The following is a 25,208-nucleotide window of genomic DNA, read 5'->3' on the forward strand; positions in this document are numbered from 1 at the left end:
CGGTTACATTTCGAACCCGGAAGCTAAGCCTTACAGCGCCGATGGTACTGCAGGGGGGACCCTGTGGGAGAGTAGGACGCCGCCGAACAAATATTACAAAGAAGCCCCCGCACCTCGGTGCGGGGGCTTCTTTGCGTTCAAAGGCGCTCAGAGGTACTCAAAGGCGCTCAGGGGTATTCAGGGGGCGTTTAGGGTCCTTGTTATGCGCTACGACCTGGTGATCTTCGACAACGACGGCGTCCTCGTGGACAGTGAGCCGATCTCCAACACACTCCTCGCCGCCTATCTCACCGAGCTGGGGCATCCCACCTCGTACGAGGACTCCCTGCGCGACTACATGGGGGCCGCCATGCACCGCGTACACGACATGGTCGAGGAGCGGACCGGGGAGCGGCTGCCGGCCGACTTCGACGACGTCTTTCACGGGCGCGTGTTCTCCGCGTTCGAGAGGGAGCTGGAGCCGGTGCCGGGTGCCGTGGAGGTCCTGGAGAAGCTGGCCGCGGGCGGAGTTCCGTACTGCGTGGCGTCGTCCGGGAGCCATGAGCGGATCCGGGTGGGGCACCGTAAGACCGGGCTGGACCGGTGGTTCGACGACGAACGCGTCTTCAGTTCGCAGGATGTCGGACGGGGGAAGCCGGCGCCGGATCTGTTCCTGTACGCGGCCGAGCGGATGGGAGTGCCTCCGGAGAAGTGCCTTGTCGTCGAGGACAGTCCGCTCGGGGTGCGGGCAGCCGTCGCGGCGGGGATGGACGTGTACGGCTTCACGGCGATGACCCCTGCGGAGCGGCTGACGGGGGCAGACCGGCTCTTCGGAGGGATGAGCGAACTGATGGAACTGCTGCAGATCTGACCCGGTCGATGCAGGCTCTTGGTGCCGAGTTCTCGAAGCTGAGTGAAATTCATCTTCTGCTTCATCTACCCACGAGTAAGCCTGAGCCCTACGCTGAGCCGCCATGACAGATGTGCTCCGGCGCGGCCGGGCCTCGTTGGCGTTCGGCTTCCTCGTCCAGGGCGTCGCCTTTGCGCTGCTCGTGACGCGGATTCCGGCGATCCAGGACCGTTACGCAGTGTCTGACGCGCTGCTGCCCGCCTACCTAGCCGCCGTGCCGATCCTCGCCGGGGTCGGCAGCGTGTGCACCGAGCAGCTGGTGAAGCGGGTTCCGCCGAGTCGCGTACTGCGGTGGTCGCAGCCGGTTGTGCTGCTCGCGCTGCTCGGGGTCGGGGCCGGTGAGGACCTGTGGGAGCTGGGACTCTCGCTCGCCGCCTTCGGGCTGGCCCTCGGAGCGCTCGACGCGTCCATGAACATGCTCGGGGTGAGGCTCCAGCACGCCTACGGGCGCAGCATCATGCTCGGGTTCCATGCCGCGTTCAGCCTCGGTGGGATCGTCGGGGCCTCGCTCGCGTGGGCGGGGGCGCACTGGGATCTGGCGTTGTTCCTGTCGTATCTGCCCGTCGTGCTGGTGCTGCTGCCCGCCGTCCTTGCGGGGAGCCGGTGGTACGTCGACGGGGGCGAGCCCGAGAAGGCCCAGGACCGGGTCGAGGACGACGCACTGGACGGTGCCGGTGGTGGGGGCGAGGCGGGCGGTGGGGGCGGTGCGGGCGTAGGACTCAAGCTGCTGCTGCCGCTGTGTCTGGTGATGGCCTTCGCGTACATCGGCGATTCGACCGTCTCCAACTGGAGTGCCAAGTATCTGCAGGACGTGCTCGGCAGTTCGGAACAGCTGGCGACCGTTCCGTACAACGTCTATATGGTCACCACGCTGCTCGGGCGGGCCGTGGGCGACTTCGGGGTGCGGCGGTTCGGGGCCGTGGCGGTCGTACGGGTGGGGACGGTGGTCGCGGCCGTGGGGTTCGCGATCGTGGCGGGGGCTCCGGGCGCCTGGGTCGGGATACTCGGGTTCACTCTCGTGGGGTTCGGGCTGTGTGTGATCGTGCCGCAGACCTTCGCAGCGGCGGGAAGGCTGTTCCCCGGGGCGGCGGACGCGGCCGTCGCCCGGCTGAACATCTTCAACTATGTGGGGTTCCTGATCGGTTCTCCCCTGGTGGGGGTTCTGGGCGATACGTGGAGCTATCGGGGGGCGATCCTCATGCCGATGGCGTTGGTGCTCGTGACACTGTTCTACGCCCGGTCGTTCGCTTCTGAACCTTCCGGATACGGTGACGGGCATGAGCGGCCGCGCACAGCTGATGTGGGACGAGGCAGTAACGGGCTATGACTTCGGTCCGGATCATCCGATGGATCCGGTCCGGCTGGCGCTGACCCGGCGACTGGTCGATGCCTTCGGGCTCGATAGGGAGGTGGATGTCGTCGCGGCCAAGCCCGCCGGGGACTCCACCTTGCGGCTGGTGCACAGAGAGGACTACGTCGAGGCGGTCAAGGCCGCTTCCGTGGATCCCCGGGCCGCTGACGGGGCGTACGGCCTGGGGACCATGGATGATCCCGCCTTCGCCGGTATGCACGAGGTGTCCGCCCTGATCGCCGGGCAGTCGGTGGGTGCCGCCGAAGCCGTGTGGCGGGGCGAAGCGCTGCACGCGGTGAACTTCGCGGGCGGACTGCACCACGCGATGCCCGGGGGCGCTTCCGGGTTCTGCATCTACAACGACGCCTCGCTGGCCATCGCCCGGCTGCTGGAGCTCGGGGCGGAGCGGGTCGCGTACGTGGATGTGGACGTGCACCACGGAGACGGTGTGCAGGCCGCGTTCTGGGAGGACCCGCGGGTCCTGACGGTGTCGTTGCACGAGCATCCGCGGACGCTGTTCCCGCAGACGGGGTGGCCCGAGGAGACCGGGGCCGCGGGGGCGGAGGGCTCCGCCGTGAATGTGGCGCTGCCGGCCGGGACCGGGGACGCGGGGTGGCTGCGGGCCTTTCACTCCGTGGTGCCGGAGCTGATCGCCGACTTCCGGCCGCAGGTGCTGGTCACTCAGCACGGCGCCGATACGCACTTCGAGGATCCGCTCGCTCATCTCGCCGTGTCGCTGGATGCTCAGCGGGCCGTGCAGGTCGCCTGTCATGAGCTGGCGCACGAGTACGCCGACGGGCGGTGGGTCGCGCTCGGCGGGGGCGGGTACGCCGTGGTGGACGTCGTGCCGCGGTCCTGGACGCATCTGGTGGCGATCGCCGCGGGGCGGGAGGTGGCGCCCGAGTCCGTCGTTCCCGAGAGCTGGCGGCAGGAAGTGTTCGCTCGTACGCGGCAGTTGGGGCCCGCGCGGATGACTGACGGGCGGTGGCCCGTGGAGTTCATGAGGTGGGAAGCGGGGTACGACCCCGCGGATCGGTTGGACCAGGCCGTGCTGGCCGCGCGGCGGGCGGTGTTTCCGCTGCGGGGGCTGTTGGCGTAGCCCCTGGGCGGGGAGCTCACCGGCCTCCCCTGGACGGAGAGCTCACCGGCCTTTTTTCGCCCCCTCCGCCCTTTCCCGTCCCGTACCTGGGGGCTGCCGCCCCCAGACCCCCGCGATCGCGCTGAACGCGCTCGTCCTCAAACGCCGGACGGGCTGAAGGGGCTGCCGCTGTTACGCCAACTGTGCGGCGTTTTTGCCGTTTTGGGGGCGGCGGCGTGGCATATGCGGCACCATCGGGGCGTGTTGAGTACCGGAGCGTTGCGGGCGCATCTGCTGGCGGCGAGGCTGGCCGGGGCTGTGGCCACCTCGCGCGAAGTGAGTCTCAGGAGTTATCGGCTGTTCGAGGCTCGGGATCCGCGGGTGACGATCGGGCTCGATCCTGAATGGACCTGGAAGCAGCCTGATCTGATCGCTCTGATGGCGGAAAGATGTGGCGTATCCGGCGATCCGCGACATACGTCCGGGCCTGATGTGATCGATCCCGAGCGGACTCTCGCGGCGCTCGACGCCTTCGCGGGGCGGCTTGCGGAAGCCGCGCGGAACCGTTCCCCGGTGCTGCTCGGCACCGGACATCCGCATCGTCTGATCGGTTTCTACGCCGCTCTCGCGGACGCTCTGTCGGCGGCGGGGTGTGCCGTCCTCGCCCCCGCGCATGGTCACTCTGTCGACATAACGACCCGGTTCGGCCTACGCACGTACAACCTTGACTACGTACGAGGAGTCGCGCTGGTGCGGGAACCCGGGGCCCAGGGCGCCGGTCACGAGACCGGCGCGCACACACACTCCCCCCTCCCGGTTCGTGCCGCTCTGGCCGCCGCGGCGGACGCCGGCGGGCCTCTTCCGGAACTCGTGGTGGGAGACCACGGATGGGTCTGCGGGGCAGGTCAGCTGGGGTTCGAGGCCATCGGCCTGGGTGACACCGACGATCCCGCGCTGTTCGTCGGAGAGGCAGAGGGGCGGGTGTCCGTCGTCGTTCCACTTGATGACGCTGTGCGGTCTGATTACTACCGACCGCTTACTCGCTATGTACTCAATCGAGCGTGTCTGTCACAGTAGGCCGCCGATGGGGGCTCCTCTTCCCCACTCGCATCACCCGCCCCTACTCTGGGGAGTGAGCACGCAACGACGAAGTGTCACCGGAAGGGGAAGCCGGTGACCGTCGAGTGCGGAAGGTTCAGGTGTGTCATGGCTGCTGGCGAGAGGCCTCTGAACGAGGTTCAGTTCCTTACCGTGGCGGAAGTCGCCTCGGTGATGCGAGTGTCGAAGATGACCGTGTACCGCTTGGTGCACAGTGGTCATCTGCCCGCGATCCGGGTGGGGAGGTCATTCCGCGTCCCGGAGCAAGCGGTTCACGAGTACCTCCGCGAGTCCTACGTGGGGGTCGAGACAGCCTGACGGCGGTCCGGAGGAGCCCCGGGGGCGGCTCGATCGCGTCCCCGGGATTTCACCCGGAACCCCTCGATTACAACCTCGGCGCTCAGACGGGTAGGCTGGCCCCTCATAAGTCGTGTGGGCCCATGCAGCCCAGCAACGAGTAAAGAGAAGTGAGCGAGGGTAGTCGTGGGCTCTGTTATCAAGAAGCGGCGTAAGCGGATGGCCAAGAAGAAGCACCGCAAGCTGCTCAAGCGCACTCGCGTTCAGCGTCGCAACAAGAAGTAGTCGCGACAGGCGGCGGTCGTCCATCACGCGAAAGCGGGGCGTGGGCGACGCCGCGACAGTGCGCTCTGTGGCCCCCCACCGACCGGTGGGGGGCCACAGTCGTATACGTCCACAGGCCGCCCGTGACCGCGCACCGGCCGCCCGTTGCGGCTGCCGCCCGCGACCGTTCGCGGGCGCACACCGTCCGGCGGTACGAACGCTGTGCGTATGTCTGAGCGTATGTTCTGTCCCGCGAATGGCTTGCTCTGATCGTATGTTCGGGGATGCCGTCACTTCGAGCATCGGGCAGTCACCACAGCGCAACACCGACCCGCTAACGTGACCGTCACGGGGAACACGGCAGAGTACGAGCAGGGTGACGTCGACGGCTGGAAGGAAGGCGCTGATCTTGGGGAAGGTCGTGCTCGTGACCGGAGTGGCCCGTCAGCTGGGGGGCCGGTTCGTACGACGGATCCAGCGTGACCCCGAGGTGGACCGGGTGGTCGCCGTGGACGCGGTCGCGCCCGAACATCATCTGGGCGGAGCGGATTTCGTACGGGCCGACATAAGGCAGCCCACCCTCGCCAGGCTGCTGGCCGAGCACTCCGTGGACACGGTGGTGCACCTGGACGTGACGGCCACCCCGCTGGGCGGCGGCAGCCGGACCTCGGTCAAGGAGACCAACGTCATCGGCACCATGCAGCTGCTCGGTGCCTGTCAGAAGTCGTCGACGGTCAAGCGGCTGGTGGTGAAGTCCAGCACGAACGTCTACGGGTCCGCGCCCCGTGACCCGGCCGTCTTCACCGAGACGACCTCGCCCAAGTCGCTGCCCAGCGGAGGCTTCGCGAAGGACACGGTCGAGGTCGAGGGGTACGTACGCGGTTTCGCGCGGCGCAGGCCCGACGTCGCCGTGTGCGTACTGCGGTTCGCGAACATCCTCGGGCCGAGCGCGGACACACCGCTCGCCGCGTATTTCTCGCTGCCTGTTCTGCCGACGGTCCTTGGCTACGACCCGCGGCTGCAGTTCGTGCACGAGGACGACGTGATCGACGTACTGCGGATCGCGTCGCACGAGCCGGAGCGGGGCACGCTCAACAGCGGCACGTTCAACATCACCGGCGACGGTGTCCTGCTGCTCTCGCAGTGCGCGCGCAGGCTGGGCCGGCCCACGGTCCCGGTGCTGATGCCGGCGATCAGCTGGGTGGGCTCCGCACTGCGTACGGTGGGCATGACGGACTTCTCCCCCGAGCAGTTGAGGCTGCTCACCCATGGCCGGGTCGTGGCGACGAACCAGATGCGCGAGACGCTCGGGTACCGGCCGAAATTCTCGACGGCCGAGGCGTTCGCGGACTTCGCCCGCAGCCGGGGTCCCGGACTGCTGCCCCCCGAGGTCCTTGGCGGGGCCGTCGACCGGATCGCCGCACTGCCCGCGCTGAGCGGTGGCCACTCCCGTACGCAGAGCGCCAACTGAGGAGCGCATCAACGATGGCGGACGCCAAGGTCATTCCGTTTGACGACGACCGGTCCCGCGCGAGTGCCGTACAGCGGCCGGCGCGGCGTCGGAACGTGGGGAGCAGGCGCAGGGGCGAGCCCGCGGCGGTTCACGAGGTCCAGCCCCTGCCCGCACGAACGATTCAGCAGGATGATGTTCCTGTGACGCGTGAGGAACCGGCTGCTGAATCGGCCGCCGTGGAGAAGCCGCAGGGCGATGGCTGGGAGCGGCGCATCGCCGGCGGTCTGTCGTTCCTGCGGCGGCGTCTGACGGGCGAGTACGAGGTCGACGACTTCGGGTACGACCAGGAGCTCACCGAGCAGGTCCTGATGTCGCTGGTGCGCCCCCTCTACGAGAAGTACTTCCGCGTGGAGGTGAAGGGCATCGAGAACATCCCGTCGGAGGGCGGGGCGCTGATCGTCGCCAACCACTCGGGGACGCTGCCGCTGGACGGCCTGATGATGCAGGTCGCGGTCCACGACAACCACCCCGAGAACCGGCACCTGCGGCTGCTCGCGGCCGACCTGGTCTTCATGCTTCCCGTGGTCAACGGGCTGGCACGCAAGGCGGGGCACACCCTCGCGTGCGCGGAGGACGCCGAACGCCTCCTGCAGCGCGGCGAACTGGTCGGAGTGATGCCGGAGGGCTTTAAGGGCATCGGCAAGCCGTTCAGTGAGCGCTACAAGCTCCAGCGCTTCGGCCGCGGCGGGTTCGTGTCGACCGCGCTCCGGCAGGGCACGCCGATCATTCCCTGCTCGATCGTGGGCGCGGAGGAGATCTACCCGATGATCGGCAACGCGAAGACCCTCGCGCGACTGCTCGGGTTCCCGTACTTCCCGATCACGCCGACCTTTCCGCTGCTCGGCCCGCTGGGCGCGGTTCCGCTCCCGACCAAGTGGACGATCCAGTTCGGCGAGCCGATCCTCACGGACGGCTATCCGCCGGAGGCGGCCGAGGACCCGATGCTGATGTTCAACCTGACGGACCAGGTACGGGAGCAGATCCAGCACACGCTCTACAAACTGCTGGTGCAGCGGCGTTCGGTTTTCTTCTGACCTTCTTCTTTGCTTCTTTTACGGCTCCGTTTACGTGGATGGGGTGCCCCTTGCCGGCATGGGGCACCCCATCCACGTATCGGCGGAACCTAGTCCGCGTTCTCGCTGTCGATGCCCAGGCCCGGGAGCAGGCCAGGGAGCAGGGGCGGCAGGGTCACGTCCGGTTCGGGCAACGGGGTGTCCTTGCCCGACGGGGCGGCGCTGGTGTCGGCCTCGGGCGGGTCGAGGAGGCCGCCCGTGTTGCCGCCGATCAGGCCGTCGTCCTCCGTCACGGACGTGGACGGCTTGGGTTTGCCGCTGCCGGCTCTGGGACCGTCGGACGAGTTGCCGCCGGTGGCCCTGGGCGAGGCCGGGCGGTCCGAACGGGCGGAGCCGGTGGAGTCCGAACTCGCGCCGCGGTGACGGCCGGTACCCGCCGGCGCGGGCGGCTGCGGGAGCAGCGCACGCAGCGGGTCGACCTCTTCGTCTATGGCGTCGAAGACCGAGCTGACCTGGCGGCTGACGTCGCCGAGCTGGACGGGCAGCTGGTCGCGCAGGGCGCCCCAGGCGTCGCGGTGCGACTGCGAGAAGGCGGAGAGCGTCTGGATGGGGCCCAGGGAGTCCGGGTCCCGCTCATAGGCCTCGTGCAGTAGGCGGTGGCCCTCGGAGACGTCGTGCTGCATGCCCGACAGCGTGCGCCGGATCTCGCCCAGGGACTCGTGGTCCAGGGGGCCCGAGTGGCCGCGATCCATCAGGCGGCGCGCCTCGCTCAGCCGGGTGGAGGCCTGGTCGAGGTAGAGCTCGCCGCGGTCGCTGCTGTCGCCGGCCATGCCCAGCTTGAGGTCCTCCATGCCGCGCTTGAGCCCGTAGAGCGAGTCACCGGGCAGGGCGTCGGAACTGGCAGCGGCGACCCCGCTGAAGGCTCCGGCGGCCACACCCACGGTGAGTCCGCCCGCGGCGAGCCCCTTCGACAGCCGGGAACGGGGCCGCAGTTTCCCCAGTCCGGTCGCCCTGTGCGCGCCTCTGCCCTGACGGAACCGTTGCTCGGGGACCGAAGGCCCCGTCCTTTCGCCTCCTGCGGCTGTGCCCTCCAGCAGCATGGCCTCCATCGCGGCCACCAGCTGGGCCCGCTGGACCACCTTGACCTCGGGGTCCATCTTCGGTTTGGGCAGCTCACCGAGGCCGGTCGCCAGGGACAGCATCCGGCTCTCCTCGGACCGGTCCGCGACGGCCGGAGCGGGTCCTTCGGACTGCTCGGCCGCCGTGCCCCTGTCGGACTGCTCCTCCAGGGCCTGGGCGAAGGCGTTCGTCCGCCGGTGCGCCGATACGTTCGCGATCACTGGCGGCACCTCCTCTCGTCATGACGGTCGGCTCCCCAGGGGGTCCTGAGGGTTGCACCCCCTGACCGCGTCTGCTCGATCGGGTGATCGAAGACGGTCAGGGCGTGACCACAGGGAGCCTGTATCCCGCACAACGAGCGGCTCGGCACTTGGGTTACGGACGACGGATGATCGGACCGCGAAGCCAACAGACTTTCACGGAGGGTGAGTTGAGAGTCGCTGAGCGTATGGATCCATACGTGGTCGTGCGGAGCCCGGCCCGGCGGGCCGGCCGCTTGGCGTGGAGCCTGCGGGGTACGGGGTCTCAGCGGGCGTCTTCCGGGAGGAGCCGGGCCAGGGTGCGCACCGCCCGGTACTGGAGGGTCTTGATCGCGCCCTCGTTCTTGCCCATGACGCGGGCGGTCTCGGCGACCGAGAGGCCCTGGAGGAATCGCAGGGTCACGCACTCCTGCTGCTGGGGGTTGAGGCGGCGTACGGCGTCCAGCAGTGCCGCGTTCGAGAGGGACTCCAGGACGGAGTCCTCGGGGGAGCGCTCGACCTCGTTGGCGTCGAGCATCTCGCCGGTGGTCACTTCGAGCCGGAAGCGGCTCGACTTGAAGTGGTCCGCGACGAGGTTGCGGGCGATGGTGACCAGCCAGGCACCGAAGTCACGGCCCTGCCAGGTGAACGTCCCGATGCGGCGCAGTGCGCGCAGGAACGTCTCGCTCGTGAGGTCTTCCGCGGTCGCCTTTCCGCCGACGCGGTAGTAGATGTAGCGGTACACGGTGTCGCTGTACTGGTCGTAGAGCCGGCCGAAGGCCTCGGCCTCACCGGCCTGTGCGCGCTCCACGAGATCCATCATCCGGGCGCTGTCACTGTCTGCGGCCGGGCGGCGTGCGGGGGTGGCTGGCGCGCTCGAACGTCCTCGTCTGCCGACCGCCGCGCTGCCTTCGGCCAGTGCGTAGCACGGGCCGACGGGCGCGACGGAGACAGCGAGGGCGGGGACGGCGTACGCGGTGGGGACGAAGCCGCGCAAGCGGTCGAGGACCGTTGCGCGCAGCGTAGCCAGGCCCGAGGCGTCAACCCCGACGTGTGGGTACACGGGACTCCCAGAGGCAGAGCTTCCATCACGTGCAGTACCGGACCGTTCACCCTTCGTAGCGAAGAGTGGGGCCCGTTATGCGTCTGAGGAGAATAACGCTTCGTACAGGCAGTGCTACACCCAGTTGCTCAAATCATCGATTACGTCGCTTCTGTAACCGAATGACACCCGCTCAAGTGTCGGATGGTGACCGGTTGTTGAGCAAAACGGTTCGCGTTCCGTCTGAGTCCAGGGCGTGTTGTGGCCGGGTGCCGTCAACGTGACTGGCGGGGGTGGCGTGCGGGTAGAACACCCGGATTGCCGCAGCCGGCACGCAGTCGGCACGCAGTCGGCAACCACGCCCGCAGTGCGGGCGGCGACTGGCGGCGGCTGGCGGCGACTAGCGGCGACGGCGGTGCAGAGCGATGGCGGCGGCGGTGCCGCCCGCGACCGCGCCGACTCCGGCCGCCGCGGGGATGCCGACCTTCGCGGCCTTGCGGCCCGTGCGGTAGTCGCGCAGCCGCCAGTCGAGGGTGCGGGCGTGCTTGCGGAGCTTGGCGTCCGGGTTGATCGCGTAGGGGTGCCCGACCAGCGACAGCATCGGGATGTCGTTGTGGGAGTCGCTGTACGCGGCGCAGCGGCCGAGGTCCAGGCCCTCCGCCGCGGCGAGGGCGCGTACCGCCTCCGCTTTGGCGGGGCCGTGCAGCGGTTCGCCGACGAGCTTGCCGGTGTAGACGCCGTCCACCGATTCCGCGACCGTGCCGAGCGCGCCGGTCAGGCCGAGGCGGCGGGCGATCACCGTGGCGATCTCGACCGGGGCGGCCGTGACGAGCCACACCTTCTGGCCCGCGTCCAGGTGGGCCTGGGCCAGCGCGCGGGTGCCGGGCCAGATGCGCTCGGCCATGTACTCGTCGTAGATCTCCTCGCCGATCGACATCAGTTCGGCGACGCGGTGGCCCTTGACGATGGACAGCGCGGAGTCGCGGGCGTCCTGCATGTGCTCGGGGTCCTCGATCCCGGCCAGCCGGAACCAGGCCTGCTGCCAGGCGAACCGGTACAGGTCGCGGGACTCGAAGAACTTCCGCTTGTAGAGGCCGCGGCCGAAGTGGAAGATCGCGGCGCCCTGCATCACGGTGTTGTCCAGGTCGAAGAACGCGGCGGCCTGGTCGTCGCCGTAGACCGGGAACTCCGGTTCGCCGGTTCCGGGCGCGGCTTCCTGAGCGAGCTCCTCCAGTTCCTGGGAGGTCTTGCGCGCTGCCTCAGCCGAGGCCTCGCCTGCCAGCACGCTGCGCGCGGTCGCGGAGCGCCTACGAGGAGTGAGCCATCCGAGAGCGGCCATGGCGTGAGCATAGCCAGTTTGTTCGGTGCTTCTGGAGCCGGGAGGTTCGGATGCCGTGAACTCTCTGCGACTGTGCCGTTAAAGAACTCACTCCCGCGTCCCCGCGGCGGAGCCGCCGGCGCGGCAGCCCCGCGCACCTGACGGGGGTGCCACCGGAGCGCGGGAGAATGGCTGGTATGAGTCCCATTTTTCGGCGTGCGGAGCGCCGTGCGGAGAAGAAGATGCCGCAGGAGCGGCTGGTCACCCTGATCGGCAAGCCCGACTGTCATCTGTGTGAAGACGCACAGGCGGTCGTCGAGAAGGTCTGCGGTGATCTCGGGGTCCCCTGGGAGAAGAAGGACATCACCCAGGACGCCGGACTGCACCGGGAGTACTGGGAGCAGATCCCGGTGGTGCTGGTGGACGGGGCGCAGCACACGTTCTGGCGGGTGGACGAGGCGCGGCTGCGGCGGGCGCTCACCGCGTAGGTGTGGCTGCCGGGTCGCATGAGTAATCGGGCCGTGGCCTGACCTGTCGCGGCACGAGCAGCCCAACGGGGCCGGAAAGTCACTTAGGATCGAGGGCGGTTCGGACTCGGGGGCGGGATCGTAGAGGAGAGTGTGCGGCTTTGTCCCCACCAGGTGAGGAACGAGGGTGCGTGAGCGCCGGTTCCGTACGGGTGCGCCGGGGGCGCGTGACCCCGGTCACGTTGCCCGGGCAAATCGGACACCATCTTTGTGCACGCGTTCACAAAGACATAGCCTGCATTCGACGGGGCGGTCCAGGAACGTGTGACCGCCTGCAGCCCCGCGCTACCCGCAGGAGCACCGTGGCAACTGGCCGAACTCACCGAACGGCGACTCGCAGCCGAGGGATTCCCGAGGCCACCGTCGCCAGGCTTCCCCTGTATCTCCGAGCCCTCACCGCTCTGTCGGAGCGCTCGGTACCCACGGTCTCCTCCGAGGAACTCGCGGCCGCGGCGGGGGTCAACTCCGCCAAGCTGCGCAAGGACTTCTCGTACCTCGGGTCGTACGGGACGCGCGGTGTCGGCTACGACGTCGAGTACCTCGTCTACCAGATCTCCCGCGAGCTGGGCCTGACCCAGGACTGGCCGGTAGTGATCGTCGGTATAGGCAACCTCGGTGCCGCCCTGGCCAACTACGGCGGGTTCGCCTCACGCGGGTTCCGGGTCGCGGCGCTGATCGACGCCGATCCCGAGATGGCCGGGAAGCCCGTCGCCGGGATCCCCGTGCAGCACACCGACGAGCTGGAAAAGATCATCGACGACAACGGCGTGTCGATCGGTGTCATCGCGACCCCCGCCGGCGCCGCCCAGCAGGTCTGCGAGCGGCTCGTCGCCGCCGGTGTGACCTCCATCCTGAACTTCGCGCCGACCGTGCTGTCCGTGCCGGACGGCGTCGACGTACGCAAGGTCGACCTCTCCATCGAGCTGCAGATCCTCGCCTTCCACGAGCAGCGCAAGGCCGGCGAGGAGGCCGAGGCGCAGGCCGACGCCGTACTTGAGGCCGAGGCCGCCGCCGCGGCGGCCAAGGAGGCCGGGAAAGGGCCCGACGGGGACGTCCCCGCCGTGATGCCGGCATGAGTCTCCTCGTCGTCGGGCTGAGCCACCGCAGTGCTCCGGTCAGCGTCCTGGAGCGGGCCGCGCTGTCCGCGGACGCCCAGATCAAGCTGCTCCAGGACACGGTCGCCGCAGAACCGGCCACCGAGGCCGCGGTGCTCGCCACCTGCAACCGGATCGAGCTGTACGCCGACGTGGACAAGTTCCACGCCGGTGTCGCCGAGCTCTCCACGCTGCTCGCGCGGCACAGCGGGGTCGGACTGGACGAGCTCACCCCCCATCTGTACGTGCACTACGAGGACCGGGCCGTCCACCATCTCTTCTCCGTGGCGTGCGGGCTGGACTCGATGGTGGTCGGCGAGGGGCAGGTCCTCGGCCAGATCAAGGACGCGCTCGCCACCTCGCAGGAGCTGCACACCGCGGGCCGGCTGCTGAACGACCTCTTCCAGCAGGCGCTGCGGGTCGGCAAGCGCGCCCACTCGGAGACCGGCATCGACCGGGCCGGGCAGTCCCTGGTGACCTTCGGCCTGGAGCAGTTCGCCGACGGCACGACGGTCGACGTCTGGGCAAGGGACAAGCGGGTTCTCGTGATCGGCGCGGGCTCGATGTCCTCGCTGGCCGCGGCCACGCTCGCGCGCGCCGGAGTGGCCGAAGTGGTCGTCGCCAACCGGACGTTCGACCGGGCCGAGCGACTCGTCGCGCTGCTCGCGGAGCAGTACGGGCAGGGTTCCGACCGTTCGGACGAGCAGGCCGGCGCCGCAGGCGAGGGCGGCACGGACGTGCTGGCCCGTGCGGTGCCGATCGACGCGGTGGCGGGCGAACTGACACGTGCCGACGTCGTCGTGTCGTGTACCGGTGCGACCGGTCTCGTCCTCACGGCCGAGGTCGTCGCGATGGCGATGGAGGGCCGTACGGCTCCGCCGCCGTCGGCCGCCCGCAACGGCGCGCGCCCGGTGACGGGCGCCGGCTCCGGCCGTACGGGCGCGTCCGCCGTACGGGACGGCCTGCCGCCCACCAGCGTCGGCACCGAGGACAACTGCCCCCTCGACCTCTCCACCGTGCAGGGCACCGCCGGGTTCTCCGTGCTGGGCGAGGCCGCCGTGGCCGGAATGGCCGCGGCCGAACTGGAGCAGCACGCCGCCTGGGTGGACAAGGGCGCGTCGGCCAGGGGCTCGGCCACCGGGTCCGAGGGGTCGGCCGGCTTCGTCGCGGTGCTCGACCCCGCCTCCGAGACCGAGGCCATCGCCGCTCTCGCCGCCGCCGCGGCCACCATGGGACGGGTGCCCGAGCGGCGCCGGCCCGAGCCCGTCGCCGAGGTGCCCAGGCCCACGCCCGTGCTCTCGCTGCTCGACCTCGCCATGCCCCGTGACATCGACGCGGCCGCGCACCGGCTGCCCGGGGTGCGGCTGGTGGACATCGAGTCCCTCGCCGAGGCGTCCGCCACTGCGTCCGACCAGCGGATTCCATCCGCGGGGCCCATGGCCGCCGACGTGGACCAGGTGCGGCGGATCGTCTCCGACGAGGTCGCCGCCTTCGGTGCCGCCCTGCGGGCCGCGCACATCACTCCGACCGTCGTGGCGCTGCGGACGATGGCGGCCGACGTCGTCGCCGGCGAGATCGCCCGGCTCGACGGACGGCTGCCCGGCCTCGACGAGAAGCAGCGCGGCGAGATCACCCAGACCGTGCGACGCGTCGTGGACAAGCTGCTCCACGCGCCGACCGTACGGGTCAAGCAGCTGGCCGCCGAGCCCGGCGGTGCCGGATACGCGGACGCGCTGCGGACCCTGTTCGACCTGGACCAGGAGACGGTCGCCGCCGTCTCGCGGGCCGATGACACCGACAACACCGTCGGCAGCACGACCTTCGACGGCACGTCCTTCGAAGAACACACCTTCGACAGCAACAACTTCGAGAGCGCCGAAAACCGAGGGCCAGCATGACTGAGCAGGCACTGAGGCTCGGGACCAGGCGGAGCAGACTCGCCCTGGCCCAGTCCAGGCAGGTGGCGGACGCCGTGAGCCAGGTGACCGGACGGTCCGTCGAGCTCGTGGAGATCACGACCTACGGGGACACGTCCCGCGAACACCTCGCACAGATCGGCGGCACGGGCGTCTTCGTGACCGCCCTGCGGGACGCGCTGCTGCGCGGCGAGGTCGACTTCGCCGTGCACTCGCTCAAGGACCTGCCGACCGGGCAGCCCGACGAGCTGGCGCTGGCCGCCGTACCCGTCCGCGCGGACGCCCGTGACGTGCTGATCGCACGGGACGGCCTGACGTTCGCCCGGCTGCCGAACGGGGCGAGGATCGGTACCGGCTCGCCGCGTCGCATGGCCCAGCTGAACGCGTACGCGCGCGACCACGGGCTGACGATCGAGACCGTTCCGATCCGCGGGAACATCGACACCCGGATCGGGTTCGTGCGCAACGGTGAACTGGACGGCGTCGTACTCGCCGCCGCCGGACTGCACCGCGTCGGACGGACCGACGAAGTGACCGACTTCCTGTCGGTCGACACAATTTTGCCCGCCCCCGGACAGGGGGCCCTCGCGATCGAGTGCAGGGCGGGGCACACCCCGCACGACACTGACCTGATCGCTGCGCTCGCCGAGCTCGACGACCCGTTCACCCGGGCCGCCGTGACCGCCGAGCGGTCCCTGCTCGCCGCCCTGGAGGCCGGCTGCAGCGCACCCGTGGGTGCCTTCGCCGACCTTCTGGCCGACGGGCAGATTGTCAAGGAAATGCGCCTGCGCGGCGTCGTCGGCACGACCGACGGCTCGACGCTGGTGCAGTTGTCCACCACCGGTCCCGTGCCCGAGACACATGACCAAGCAATGGCGCTCGGCCGTGAACTCGCTGCCGAGATGCTTGCCAAGGGCGCGGCCGGTCTGATGGGGGAGCGAGCACATTGAGCCCCACCACCCTTCCCATCGGCCTCGAACACGGGCACGTCACCTTCCTCGGTGCCGGACCCGGGGATCCGGGACTGCTGACTCTGCGCGCCGTGGAGGCGCTGGGGAACGCGGATGTCCTGGTCGCCGAACCCGAAGTGCTCGACGTCGTCCGCACGCACGCCAGACGAAACGTCACCGTGCTCGACACCAATACGGGCCCGAGCCCGGAAACGCCTCAGCTGAAGGTAGTTGACGGCGCGTCAACCACCTCTGGCGCCCCCGCGTCGAAGGACGCGGCCAATATTGTCATGGAGGCCGCACGGGGCGGCAGGCGGGTCGTCCGTGCGGTCTCGGGTGACCCCGGGCTCGACGCGTACGCCGCCGGCGAGATGCTCGCCTGCGTCGCGGCGGGGGTGCCTTTCGAGGTCGTTCCCGGTATCGCCGCCGCTGTCGGTGTGCCCGCGTACGCGGGTGTGCCGCTGCGGGACGCCGAGGGCACGGACGTGCGGTTCGTCGACGCCCGTACGGCGCCCGCGCGCTGCTGGACCGAGGTCGGCGCGTCCGACGGAACCGTGGTCGTCTCGACGACCCTGGACTCCGTCGGGGCGGCCGCGGGCGAGCTCGTCGCCGCCGGCCGCAAGCCCGACACCCCGGTGACCGTGACCGTCGCCGGTACGACGACCCGTCAGCGCACCTGGTGCGCGACGCTCGGCACCATCGCGCAGACGCTGAAGCAGGCCAAGGTGCTGCCCTCGCCCGAGGGCGGCAGGCCGGTGATAGCCGTGGTCGGTGAGCGTTCCTCCGCCGCTCAGCGCGACCAGCTGTCGTGGTTCGAGTCCAAGCCGCTGTTCGGCTGGAAGGTTCTCGTGCCGCGTACGAAGGAGCAGGCGGCGTCGCTCTCCGACCAACTGCGGTCGTACGGGGCCGTGCCGCACGAGGTGCCGACGATCGCCGTCGAACCGCCGCGCACGCCCCAGCAGATGGAGCGGGCGGTCAAGGGCCTGGTGACGGGCCGGTACGAGTGGATCGCCTTCACGTCGGTGAACGCCGTCAAGGCGGTGCGGGAGAAGTTCGAGGAGTACGGGCTCGATGCCCGGGCCTTCGCCGGTATCAAGGTCGCCGCTGTGGGCGAGCAGACCGCCAAGGCGCTGGTGGCCTTCGGGGTGAAGCCGGATCTGGTGCCCAGCGGCGAGCAGTCGGCCGCGGGTCTGCTGGAGGACTGGCCGCCGTACGATCCGGTCTTCGACCCGATCGACCGGGTGTTCCTGCCGCGTGCCGACATCGCCACGGAGACGTTGGTCGCCGGGCTGATCGAGCTGGGCTGGGAGGTCGACGACGTCACGGCCTACCGGACCGTACGGGCCTCGCCGCCACCGGCGGACACCCGTGAGGCGATCAAGGGCGGCGGCTTCGACGCCGTGCTCTTCACGTCGTCCTCCACCGTGCGGAACCTGGTGGGTATCGCAGGGAAGCCGCACAACGTGACCGTGATCGCCTGTATCGGTCCGGCCACGGCCAAGACGGCCGAGGAGCACGGGCTGCGGGTCGACGTCATGTCGCCCGAGCCGTCCGTGCACCGGCTGGCCGAGGCGCTGGCGGAGTTCGGGCTGCGGCGGAGGGCGTCCGCCCTTGAGGCCGGGGATCCGGTGACTCGGCCGAGCGAGCGGCGACCGGGATCGCGGCGGCGACGGTCGACGACCTGAGGCGGGATCCGAGGCGGAATCGCGGAATCAGAGGCGGAACCTGAGGCCGAGCCTGAGGTGATCGCGGGGCGTACTCGACGAGTGCGCCCCGCGTGCTTTCGCCTGCCGCGGTTCTTGAGGCTCGGCTCAAGGGTGTTCACCAGCTGATCCCGGCCGCCACCGGCAGATGGTCGCTGCCGGTGGCCGGCAGCACCCACGAACTCTCCGGCTCCACGCCCCTGACCAGGATTTGGTCGATCCGCGCCACCGGGAACCCCGCCGGCCAGCTGAAGCCGAAGCCGTCCCCGGCCGCGTCCTGGACCGAGCGCAGCTGCGAGGTGAGGCCGGCGAACGCGCGGTCGTCCACGGTGCCGTTCAGGTCGCCGAGCAGCACCACGCGCTTGTTCCGCTCGGCGGCCACGGCCTTGCCGAGCGCCTGCGCGCCGGCGTCCCGCCGGCCCGTCGAGAAGCCCGCCCTCGGATTCACGCGCACGGACCCCAGGTGGGCCACGTACACCGCGAGCGGCCCGTGGTCCGTGGCCACCGTGGTGCGCAGCGCCCGGGGCGTGGCCGCCCTGGCCTCGGCGGACAGGTTCTCCGCGAGCGGCCCGGCCATGCCCTGCATCGCGACGTCGACCGTCCGGGTCTCCGACAGCGGCAGCTTGCTCCACACCCCGACCGTGCCCTGCACCGAGTGGTACGGGTACGCCTTCGCCAGCCCCTTCTCGTACGTGCCCCGGGCCTGCTGGGTCAGCTCCAGCAGCGCCAGCACGTCCGCCCCGGAGGCGGCCAGGTCGCGTGCGGCGCCGGCCGGGTCGGGGTTGTCGGCGCTGACGTTGTGGCCGACCACGGTGAGGTCACCGCCTGCGTGGGACTTGTCGCCGAGCAGCCCGCCGAAGAGGTTCAGCCACACCACGACGGGCAGCAGCAGCGCGGCCACCGCGGAGGCGGAGCGGCGCCACAGCGCGCCGGCCAGCAGCACCGGGACGAACAGGCCGAACCACGGCAGGAAGGTCTCCACCAGGCTGCCGAGGTTCCCGATCCGGTTAGGGATCTTCGCGTGCAACAGCATGAGCAGCCCCAGTAGCAGCGCCAGCGCCGCGAGCACCGGGCCGCGCTTCCACGGGTCCGGCCGGAAGCCGCCGCGGATCGCCCGAAGGATCGCCCGGCGGACGGTCGCGTACCGGGTGCCGGTGCCGGAGCCGGAGCCAGAGCCGGGTCCGGTGCCTGTGCCGGAGCCGGTGTCCCGGCGGCCGGCGCCGTCCTGTCCGGTCCTCGCCGTGTCCACCTGCGTCATCGTCTGTCGTGGGATCCGAGTCATACCGCCAGTCAAGGCAGTGTGGTGTTGCCGGCCCGTATGCGGTTTTCGATATACCGGCGATATGCGCCGGCTCGTAGCCTCTGAGGATGCGTGTGCTGATTGTCGAGGACGAGCCCTATATGGCGGAGGCCATCCGCGACGGCCTGCGCCTGGAAGCGATCGCGGCCGACATCGCGGGGGACGGCGACACCGCTCTGGCACTGCTGAGTGTCAACGCCTACGACATCGCAGTCCTCGACCGTGACGTCCCCGGACCTTCCGGTGACGAGATCGCCAAACACATCGTCGCCTCCGGCAGCGGCATGCCGATCCTCATGCTCACCGCCGCCGACCGTCTCGACGACAAGGCCTCCGGGTTCGGACTCGGCGCCGACGACTACCTCACGAAACCCTTCGAGCTGCGAGAACTCGCGCTCAGGCTCAGAGCACTCGACCGCAGACGTGCCCACCACAGGCCTCCCGTGCGAGAGATCGCCGGTCTGCGCCTCGACCCGTTCCGCAGAGAGGTCCACCGGGACGGCCGCTATGTCCCGCTGACCCGGAAGCAGTTCGCCGTGCTCGACGTCCTGGTCGCCGCCGAAGGCGGTGTCGTCAGCGCCGAGGAGCTGCTGGAGCGGGCGTGGGACGAGAACGCCGACCCGTTCACCAACGCCGTGCGCATCACCGTCTCGGCCCTGCGCAAACGGCTCGGCGAACCCTGGATCATCGCCACCGTGGCCGGCGTCGGCTACCGCATCGACACAGCACCCGGCACCGGACGTGAGGGAGGAGACCGTGGCTAGAGCCCCTGGTGTGAGTGTCCGCCTCAAGCTCACCCTCAGCTACGCGGGGTTCCTGATGCTTGCGGGTGCCCTGCTGCTCTCCGTTGTGTGGGTGTTCCTGCTGCGTTACGTACCCGAGGAGCTCCATCCCTCGCCGATGGCCATGCCCGACCGCTCCGACCTGTTGGCGGCCTTCGCCCCGAAGGCGGCCATCATGATGGTGTTCCTGCTGGTCTTCGGCCTTCTGGGAGGCTGGATCCTCGCCGGCAGCATGCTCGCGCCCCTGACCCGCATCACCCATGCCACCCGGCTGGCCACGAACGGCTCGCTCTCCCACCGGATCCAGTTGGAAGGCCGGGGGGACGAGTTCCGCGAACTCGCTGACGCCTTCGACACGATGCTCACGCGGCTCGAAGCACACGACGCCGAACAGCAGAGATTCGCGGCCAACGCCTCCCACGAACTGCGCACCCCACTGGCGATCACGAAGACACTCCTCGACGTGGCCCGCAAGGATCCCAGCCGCGACACCGGCGAACTCGTCGACCGCCTCCACTTCGTCAACAACCGGGCGATCGACCTCACCGAAGCACTGCTCCTGCTCAGCCGCGCCAACCAGCGGTCCTTCGTCCGGGAAGACGTCGACCTGTCCCTCCTGGCGGAAGAAGCCACCGAAACGCTCCTCCCCCTCGCGGAGAAGCATGGCGTCACCATCGAGACCGGCGGCGACATCACCCCCACGGTCGGATCGCAAGCGCTCCTGCTGCAGCTGACCATGAACCTCGTGCACAACGCCATCGTCCACAACCTGCCCGAACAGGGCACCGTGTGGGTGAACACCAGCGTCCGCCCCACGACGGTGGTGCTCACGGTCGAGAACACCGGCGAGAAGCTCACCCCACAGCGGGTCTCGACACTCACCGAACCCTTCCAGCGCGGCACCGAGCGCATCCACACCGACCACGCGGGCGTCGGCCTCGGCCTGTCCATCGTCAGAAGCATCACCCAGGCACACGGCGGAACCCTCACCCTCACCCCGCGCTCCGGCGCCGGTATCCGCATCACCGTGGAGCTGCCCGCGGTGTCTCCGCACACCGACAGGTGAAGGATCGGGGCACATCGCGCAGGGCCGGGCGGAGGCCGACTCCGCGTCGGCAAAGGCACGGGTGGGCCGGGCGTAGCGTGGGTGGTATGACGACGTACGGATCCTTTCCCGGTACGCGGCCGAGGCGTTTGCGTACCACGCCCGCGATGCGGCGCATGGTCGCCGAGACGCGGCTGCATCCCGCTGACTTCATCCTTCCGGCCTTCGTGCGCGAGGGCGTCACGGAGCCGGTGCCGATCGCGGCGATGCCGGGCGTCGTGCAGCACACCCGGGACAGCCTCAAGAAGGCCGCGCTGGAGGCGGTGGAGGCCGGCGTCTCCGGGATCATGCTCTTCGGTGTGCCGGAGGAAGCCAACAAGGACGCGGCCGGAACGGCCGGTACCGACCCCGAGGGGATCCTGCAGGTCGCCCTCCGCGACGTGCGGGCCGAGGTCGGGGACGAGCTGCTGGTGATGTCCGACCTGTGTCTCGACGAGACCACCGATCACGGGCACTGCGGTGTGCTGGACGCGCAAGGGCGTGTCGACAACGACGCGACCCTGGAGCGGTACGCCGAGATGGCTCGGGTGCAGGCCGACGCGGGGGCCCATGTGGTGGCGCCCAGCGGGATGATGGACGGCCAGATCGGTGTCGTCCGCGCTGCCCTGGACCGGACCGGGCATACGGACGTCGCCATTCTCGCCTACACCGCCAAGTACTCGTCCGCTTTCTACGGGCCCTTCCGGGAGGCCGTCGCCTCCTCGCTCAAGGGCGACCGGAAGACGTATCAGCAGGACCCGGCGAATGTGCGGGAGTCGCTGCGGGAGCTGGCGCTCGACCTCGAAGAGGGCGCCGACATGGTCATGGTGAAGCCCGCCGGTCCCTACCTCGACATCCTGGCGCGCGTCGCGGATTCGGTGGACGTGCCCGTCGCCGCGTACCAGATCTCCGGGGAGTACTCGATGATCGAGGCCGCCGCCGAGAAGGGCTGGATCGACCGTGACAGGGCGATCCTGGAGACGCTGACCGGCATCAAGCGGGCCGGTGCGCGCAACATCCTGACGTACTGGGCGACCGAGGTGGCGCAGAAGCTGCGTTGAGCGTTGAGGGCGCCCGCGGAAGCGTAGCGGCCGGCCTTCAGGGCGGCGGTCGCGAGTGCCGTGCCCATCAGGCCCAGGCCGAGGACGGTGACAGGAGTAGGTGACGAGTTGTGGGGTGCCATGACGACCATGCTGGTCGGGGGCTCAACTCGTCACAAGTACCCACTATTTGGTCAGGTGCCTACCTTGTGGTGCGTAAGGCGGCCTGCCGGTGTCACCAGGCGAGGGCGTCGTCCATCGAGGCCTGCCAGTACGAGACGCGGATCGAGTCGTCCACGTACACGCCCTTCGAGGGGAGCGACGGCTTGACGGCCGTCTTCGAGTCCGTGCTGAGGTAGACCGTCAGCGACTTGGCCGTGTAGCCGTTGGAGCCGCTGCCGTCCGCGGCCGAGAGGAGCACGCCCGCGTAGCCGGACTCGCCCGGGGCCAGTGTGACCACCGCCTGCGGCTGGGACTCCTCGAAGACCGGCGGCACCGACTGGGCGCCGCCGAACCGGACGGCCGGGTAGTTGGGCAGGTGGCAGTTCTTCGAGCCCGTGTTGGTGACGGTGAGGAGGATGTGGTTGAGGGGGCGGGAGACCTCGGTGGCGGTCGTACGGACGGTGGCGCAGGGGTTGAGTCCGGGGAGCGAGTCCTTCGAGCCCGAGGAACCCTTGGAGCTCTTGGCGCCCGAGGAGCCTGACGAGCTCCCGGATCCCGAGGTGCCCGTGGAGCCCGATGTGCCGCTCGGAGCCGCGGTGTCCTGCGTGCCCTTGTCTCCCTCGCCGTCCTTGGAATCCGAACCCACGGTGTCGGCCTGGCCCTTGCCCGTGGACGCTTCCTCGTTCCCCTTGGACGAGGACGACACGGACGAGCCGGACGACGCGCCCTCGTCGCGGACACCGTCTCCGCCGCCGCACGCCGTCAGGGACAGTGTGGCGACCGTGAGTGCGGCGGCGGCGAGCAGACGAGTGCGGGTGGTACGTGCGGACATGAGTGATCCCCCTGTTGCGGTACGGGTGGTGGCACGAACCGCTCGACCGGTGCCGGGAGCGGCGTGCTTGGATGGCCCAAGCTTGTGCGGTGATCCGTCCCGGCCGCCACAGCTGCCGGGGTTTCCGGGACGCTGGAATGGCTGTAACCGCTTTGACCTGGGGGAACGACCTACCCCTGGAATGCGGGTCCGGGACGTGAAGAGAGGTGGGAACGGTGGCGCGGGACGATTTCACGGAGCTGTTGGGGCAGCTGAAGGAGCGATCCGGGCTCAGCTACGGGGTGCTCGCGAAACGGCTCCACACGAGTGCGTCCACGCTGCACCGGTACCTCAACGGGGATGCCGTGCCGACGGACTACGCGCCCGTGGAGCGGTTCGCGCGGGTGTGCAGGGCGACGCCCGAGGAACTGGTGGAGCTGCACCGGCGGTGGATCCTCGCGGATGCGCGGCGAAAGCAGAAGCCGACCGCGACCGTTTCCGGTACTTCGACCGTTTCCGGTACTTCGACCGCATCCGAGGTTCAGGCCCCGGCCGGTTCGGAGGCGGAGGGTGCGGTCTCGTCGGCCGGTCCGGCGGCTGCGGCCTCTCCGGATGCGCCGGTCACACGGCGGCGGCGGACCGTCGCTCTCGCCGGCGCCGCCGTGGCCGCCGCCGTCGTGTCGGCGGCGCTCGTGGTGAATCTCGTGCCGGGCGGAGGCGACGACGAGGGCCGCAAGCAGGCCGTCGGAGCCGCCGGGGCCGCCGAGTCCGCCGACGGCGGTCCGGGGGCCGGTGAATCCGCCGACGCGAAGGGCAGATCGGCCTCACCGTCGGCCTCGCGCTCCGGGAGCTCCCCGGAGTCCGCCTCCGCCTCCCCCTCCACCTCCCGAAGTGGCGGCGGGGCCGGGCCGGCGGCGGACAGCGCGGTCGCGGACGGCGCCACCGCGCCCACTGTCGCCGTCAACCCGTACAAGTGGGAGGACCCGTGCAGCCAGCACTATCTCGTCGACCGCAAGCCCGAGCAGGTGCCCCCGCCGCCGGGTGAGCCCGACGCGCGCGGCTGGGTCTCCGCGCTCGGCGGGGTCGCCGCCCGGCAGCAGATGCTCGCGCTGACCGTCCAGGGCACCGGGAAGGCCACCGTCGTCCTGGAGGCACTGCATGTGCGGGTGGTGGAGAAGAGCGCGCCGCTCGCCTGGAACGACTTCACGATGGGCGTCGGCTGCGGCGGCGGTGTGCAGACTTCGGCGTTCGGTGTGAACCTCGACGACGGGCGGCCCGCGACCTCCCCCAAGGCCGGGCAGCGCGACTTCCCGTACAAGGTGAGCGAGACCGACCCCGAGGTCTTCTACATCTTCGCGGACGCCCGGGCGCACAACGTGAGCTGGTACCTGGAGCTGGAGTGGTCGAGCGGGGACAAGAAGGGCATGGTACGGCTCAACGACAACGGCAAACCGTTCCGGACGAGCGGCAACGCGGGGCGGCCCGCGTACGACTGCCCGCCCGGTGACTCCTCCTGGGGGCGGAACGAATACGAGCCCAATGTCCCTGGCTGAGCGTCTGTCTGTTCCCGGGCCGGGGCCCCGCAAAACCCGGATTTCATGATCCACTGCCCGGATATCGGAGTCAGGGCCCTGCCAAGTCACCGTGGGAGCTAGGTTGTTGCCCGTTGACTGACGCGACTCATGCGACTCTCCAGGGAGAGGCTCTATGCCCGGTGATGCTCTCAGCCAGGACCCCGCCGAGCTGAGAAGGAGGATCGACACCACCAAGGCACACCCGGCTCGTGTCTATGACGTCTTTCTCGGGGGCAAGGACAACTACCCGGTGGACCGGAGCGCGGCAGCCGCCGCGCTCAGCGCCAACCCGCGCGGCTACCTCGACGTCCGGCACAACCGCGACTTCCTGCGCCGGGCCGTGAACACGCTGACCGGCGAGGAGGGCATCCTGCAGTACCTGGACATCGGCACCGGGCTGCCGACCCAGGAGAACGTGCACCAGATCGCCCAGCGCATCGCCCCCGACTCCCGTGTCGTGTACGTCGACAACGACCCGGTCGTCCTCGCCCACGCGCGCGCCCTGCTCAACAGCGGGCCCGAGGGCCGTACCGACTACATCGACGCCGACCTGGAGAACCCGGCCCAGATTCTCGAAGCCGCCGCGAAGACCCTGGACTTCGACCAGCCGATCGCCCTGGCGCTGGTGGCGATCCTGCACTTCGTCGAGGACGAGCGGGCCTACCCGATCGTCCGCGAGCTGATCGGCGCGCTGCCCTCGGGCAGTCGGCTCGTGCTCAGCCATCTCACCGAGGATCTCAACCCCGAGAACGTCCGCGCGGTCCAGCGGACGTACACCGAGCGGGGCTTCACCTTCGTGCTGCGTACGAAGGCGGAGGTCGAGCGGTTCCTCACCGAGAACGGGCTGGAGGTCGACGAGCCCGGCGTGGTCCCCGCCCACCACTGGCGGCCCGACAACGCGGCGCCCGTGCCCGAGCAGCCCGAGGCGGGCTACCTCGACGGCCTCGACGACATAGAGAAGGTCCGCTACCGCGACATCAACGACGTGACGGACGCGGACATCAACGTGTACGCGGTCACGGGCCGCAAGCCCTGACCCCGCCC

Annotated in this window: 23 protein-coding genes and 1 rRNA gene; 19 read left to right on the plus strand and 5 right to left on the minus strand. The window is 69.9% G+C overall.

Annotated elements, in window-relative coordinates; all coding sequences use genetic code 11:
- From rrf to AB0D14_RS04750, 9 genes are all read left to right on the plus strand, one after another.
- Nucleotides 1-88, plus strand: a 5S ribosomal RNA gene (gene rrf / locus AB0D14_RS04710); the annotation flags it as partial.
- 114 nt (nucleotides 89-202) lie between these two features.
- Complete coding sequence (locus AB0D14_RS04715) at nucleotides 203-850, plus strand: HAD family hydrolase (protein ID WP_362774688.1); 648 nt, start codon at nucleotides 203-205, stop codon at nucleotides 848-850.
- Nucleotides 851-953: 103 nt separating this feature from the next.
- Nucleotides 954-2,216 (plus strand): MFS transporter, encoded by a 1,263-nt coding sequence (locus tag AB0D14_RS04720; RefSeq protein ID WP_362774691.1) that lies wholly within the window; start codon nucleotides 954-956, stop codon nucleotides 2,214-2,216.
- A complete protein-coding gene (locus tag AB0D14_RS04725) occupies nucleotides 2,167-3,339 on the plus strand; it encodes an acetoin utilization protein AcuC (protein ID WP_362774694.1) in 1,173 nt (390 codons plus the stop codon). Before AB0D14_RS04720 ends, AB0D14_RS04725 begins: the two co-directional genes overlap by 50 nt.
- A 240-nt stretch (nucleotides 3,340-3,579) precedes the next feature.
- A complete protein-coding gene (locus AB0D14_RS04730) occupies nucleotides 3,580-4,395 on the plus strand; it encodes a phosphatase (RefSeq protein ID WP_362774697.1) in 816 nt (271 codons plus the stop codon).
- A gap of 129 nt (nucleotides 4,396-4,524) precedes the next feature.
- Nucleotides 4,525-4,734, plus strand: a complete 210-nt coding sequence (locus AB0D14_RS04735) for a helix-turn-helix domain-containing protein (protein ID WP_093781815.1) — start codon at nucleotides 4,525-4,527, stop codon at nucleotides 4,732-4,734.
- Nucleotides 4,735-4,899: 165 nt separating this feature from the next.
- Entirely contained in the window at nucleotides 4,900-4,998 is a 99-nt protein-coding gene (locus AB0D14_RS04740) for an AURKAIP1/COX24 domain-containing protein (protein WP_003948845.1), read from the plus strand.
- A 388-nt stretch (nucleotides 4,999-5,386) separates the two neighbouring features.
- Complete coding sequence (locus AB0D14_RS04745) at nucleotides 5,387-6,448, plus strand: NAD-dependent epimerase/dehydratase family protein (RefSeq protein ID WP_362774700.1); 1,062 nt, start codon at nucleotides 5,387-5,389, stop codon at nucleotides 6,446-6,448.
- A 14-nt stretch (nucleotides 6,449-6,462) separates the two neighbouring features.
- Nucleotides 6,463-7,524 (plus strand): lysophospholipid acyltransferase family protein, encoded by a 1,062-nt coding sequence (locus AB0D14_RS04750; protein WP_362774702.1) that lies wholly within the window; start codon nucleotides 6,463-6,465, stop codon nucleotides 7,522-7,524.
- Between the two features lie 89 nt (nucleotides 7,525-7,613).
- Here the strand turns inward: AB0D14_RS04750 and AB0D14_RS04755 are convergent, their stop codons facing one another.
- The 3 genes from AB0D14_RS04755 to AB0D14_RS04765 form a co-directional block, all read right to left on the minus strand.
- Nucleotides 7,614-8,843, minus strand: coding sequence for a DUF5667 domain-containing protein (locus AB0D14_RS04755; RefSeq protein WP_362774705.1), 1,230 nt, complete (start codon nucleotides 8,841-8,843; stop codon nucleotides 7,614-7,616).
- A gap of 304 nt (nucleotides 8,844-9,147) precedes the next feature.
- On the minus strand, nucleotides 9,148-9,924 hold the full coding sequence (locus AB0D14_RS04760; RefSeq protein WP_107020822.1) for an ECF subfamily RNA polymerase sigma factor, BldN family: 777 nt from the start codon (nucleotides 9,922-9,924) through the stop codon (nucleotides 9,148-9,150).
- A 379-nt stretch (nucleotides 9,925-10,303) separates the two neighbouring features.
- A complete protein-coding gene (locus AB0D14_RS04765) occupies nucleotides 10,304-11,242 on the minus strand; it encodes an HAD-IB family hydrolase (RefSeq protein ID WP_362774708.1) in 939 nt (312 codons plus the stop codon).
- A 167-nt stretch (nucleotides 11,243-11,409) separates the two neighbouring features.
- Between AB0D14_RS04765 and AB0D14_RS04770 the strand changes: the two genes are divergently transcribed.
- The 5 genes from AB0D14_RS04770 to AB0D14_RS04790 all read left to right on the plus strand — a co-directional run bounded on the left by AB0D14_RS04770 (nucleotide 11,410) and on the right by AB0D14_RS04790 (nucleotide 17,393).
- Nucleotides 11,410-11,709, plus strand: a complete 300-nt coding sequence (locus tag AB0D14_RS04770) for a glutaredoxin family protein (protein WP_362774711.1) — start codon at nucleotides 11,410-11,412, stop codon at nucleotides 11,707-11,709.
- Nucleotides 11,710-12,050: 341 nt separating this feature from the next.
- Complete coding sequence (locus tag AB0D14_RS04775) at nucleotides 12,051-12,824, plus strand: redox-sensing transcriptional repressor Rex (RefSeq protein WP_362774714.1); 774 nt, start codon at nucleotides 12,051-12,053, stop codon at nucleotides 12,822-12,824.
- Nucleotides 12,821-14,740 (plus strand): glutamyl-tRNA reductase, encoded by a 1,920-nt coding sequence (locus AB0D14_RS04780; RefSeq protein WP_362774715.1) that lies wholly within the window; start codon nucleotides 12,821-12,823, stop codon nucleotides 14,738-14,740. Before AB0D14_RS04775 ends, AB0D14_RS04780 begins: the two co-directional genes overlap by 4 nt.
- On the plus strand, nucleotides 14,737-15,708 hold the full coding sequence (gene hemC / locus AB0D14_RS04785) for a hydroxymethylbilane synthase (RefSeq protein ID WP_362774717.1): 972 nt from the start codon (nucleotides 14,737-14,739) through the stop codon (nucleotides 15,706-15,708). Before AB0D14_RS04780 ends, hemC begins: the two co-directional genes overlap by 4 nt.
- Nucleotides 15,705-17,393, plus strand: coding sequence for a uroporphyrinogen-III synthase (locus AB0D14_RS04790; protein WP_362774719.1), 1,689 nt, complete (start codon nucleotides 15,705-15,707; stop codon nucleotides 17,391-17,393). Before hemC ends, AB0D14_RS04790 begins: the two co-directional genes overlap by 4 nt.
- Before the next feature lie 136 nt (nucleotides 17,394-17,529).
- On the opposite strand, the gene AB0D14_RS04795 is transcribed toward AB0D14_RS04790, so the two are convergent.
- A complete protein-coding gene (locus AB0D14_RS04795; RefSeq protein ID WP_362775348.1) occupies nucleotides 17,530-18,669 on the minus strand; it encodes an endonuclease/exonuclease/phosphatase family protein in 1,140 nt (379 codons plus the stop codon).
- A gap of 110 nt (nucleotides 18,670-18,779) precedes the next feature.
- Here AB0D14_RS04795 and AB0D14_RS04800 point away from each other — a divergent pair, with 110 nt between their 5' ends.
- The 3 genes from AB0D14_RS04800 to hemB all read left to right on the plus strand — a co-directional run bounded on the left by AB0D14_RS04800 (nucleotide 18,780) and on the right by hemB (nucleotide 21,638).
- A complete protein-coding gene (locus AB0D14_RS04800; protein ID WP_362774722.1) occupies nucleotides 18,780-19,475 on the plus strand; it encodes a response regulator transcription factor in 696 nt (231 codons plus the stop codon).
- A complete protein-coding gene (locus AB0D14_RS04805) occupies nucleotides 19,468-20,559 on the plus strand; it encodes a HAMP domain-containing sensor histidine kinase (RefSeq protein WP_362774724.1) in 1,092 nt (363 codons plus the stop codon). The genes AB0D14_RS04800 and AB0D14_RS04805 overlap by 8 nt, the downstream gene beginning before the upstream one ends.
- An 86-nt stretch (nucleotides 20,560-20,645) precedes the next feature.
- Nucleotides 20,646-21,638: a porphobilinogen synthase gene (gene hemB / locus AB0D14_RS04810; RefSeq protein WP_362774727.1), complete on the plus strand. Its 993-nt coding sequence runs from the start codon at nucleotides 20,646-20,648 to the stop codon at nucleotides 21,636-21,638.
- Nucleotides 21,639-21,852: 214 nt separating this feature from the next.
- Here the strand turns inward: hemB and AB0D14_RS04815 are convergent, their stop codons facing one another.
- On the minus strand, nucleotides 21,853-22,611 hold the full coding sequence (locus tag AB0D14_RS04815) for a DUF4232 domain-containing protein (RefSeq protein WP_362774730.1): 759 nt from the start codon (nucleotides 22,609-22,611) through the stop codon (nucleotides 21,853-21,855).
- Nucleotides 22,612-22,826: 215 nt separating this feature from the next.
- Here AB0D14_RS04815 and AB0D14_RS04820 point away from each other — a divergent pair, with 215 nt between their 5' ends.
- Entirely contained in the window at nucleotides 22,827-24,143 is a 1,317-nt protein-coding gene (locus tag AB0D14_RS04820; protein WP_362774733.1) for a helix-turn-helix transcriptional regulator, read from the plus strand.
- A gap of 154 nt (nucleotides 24,144-24,297) precedes the next feature.
- Entirely contained in the window at nucleotides 24,298-25,200 is a 903-nt protein-coding gene (locus AB0D14_RS04825; protein ID WP_362774735.1) for an SAM-dependent methyltransferase, read from the plus strand.
- Nucleotides 25,201-25,208: the final 8 nt, after the last annotated feature.

Source organism: Streptomyces sp. NPDC048484, assembly GCF_040651415.1.
In the GTDB taxonomy this organism is placed as follows: Bacteria; Actinomycetota; Actinomycetes; order Streptomycetales; family Streptomycetaceae; genus Streptomyces.

What these genes read in the sequence shown, in the direction of transcription:
- AB0D14_RS04715 (WP_362774688.1), top strand. Translation starts at nt 203, where the DNA reads ATGCGCTACGACCTGGTGATCTTCGACAACGACGGCGTCCTCGTGGAC.
- AB0D14_RS04720 (WP_362774691.1), top strand. Translation starts at nt 954, where the DNA reads ATGACAGATGTGCTCCGGCGCGGCCGGGCCTCGTTGGCGTTCGGCTTC.
- AB0D14_RS04725 (WP_362774694.1), top strand. Translation starts at nt 2,167, where the DNA reads ATGAGCGGCCGCGCACAGCTGATGTGGGACGAGGCAGTAACGGGCTAT.
- AB0D14_RS04735 (WP_093781815.1), top strand. Translation starts at nt 4,525, where the DNA reads ATGGCTGCTGGCGAGAGGCCTCTGAACGAGGTTCAGTTCCTTACCGTG.
- AB0D14_RS04750 (WP_362774702.1), top strand. Translation starts at nt 6,463, where the DNA reads ATGGCGGACGCCAAGGTCATTCCGTTTGACGACGACCGGTCCCGCGCG.
- AB0D14_RS04765 (WP_362774708.1), bottom strand. Translation starts at nt 11,242, where the DNA reads ATGGCCGCTCTCGGATGGCTCACTCCTCGTAGGCGCTCCGCGACCGCG.
- AB0D14_RS04770 (WP_362774711.1), top strand. Translation starts at nt 11,410, where the DNA reads ATGGCTGGTATGAGTCCCATTTTTCGGCGTGCGGAGCGCCGTGCGGAG.
- AB0D14_RS04780 (WP_362774715.1), top strand. Translation starts at nt 12,821, where the DNA reads ATGAGTCTCCTCGTCGTCGGGCTGAGCCACCGCAGTGCTCCGGTCAGC.
- hemC (WP_362774717.1), top strand. Translation starts at nt 14,737, where the DNA reads ATGACTGAGCAGGCACTGAGGCTCGGGACCAGGCGGAGCAGACTCGCC.
- AB0D14_RS04795 (WP_362775348.1), bottom strand. Translation starts at nt 18,669, where the DNA reads ATGACGCAGGTGGACACGGCGAGGACCGGACAGGACGGCGCCGGCCGC.
- AB0D14_RS04800 (WP_362774722.1), top strand. Translation starts at nt 18,780, where the DNA reads ATGCGTGTGCTGATTGTCGAGGACGAGCCCTATATGGCGGAGGCCATC.
- hemB (WP_362774727.1), top strand. Translation starts at nt 20,646, where the DNA reads ATGACGACGTACGGATCCTTTCCCGGTACGCGGCCGAGGCGTTTGCGT.
- AB0D14_RS04815 (WP_362774730.1), bottom strand. Translation starts at nt 22,611, where the DNA reads ATGTCCGCACGTACCACCCGCACTCGTCTGCTCGCCGCCGCCGCACTC.
- AB0D14_RS04825 (WP_362774735.1), top strand. Translation starts at nt 24,298, where the DNA reads ATGCCCGGTGATGCTCTCAGCCAGGACCCCGCCGAGCTGAGAAGGAGG.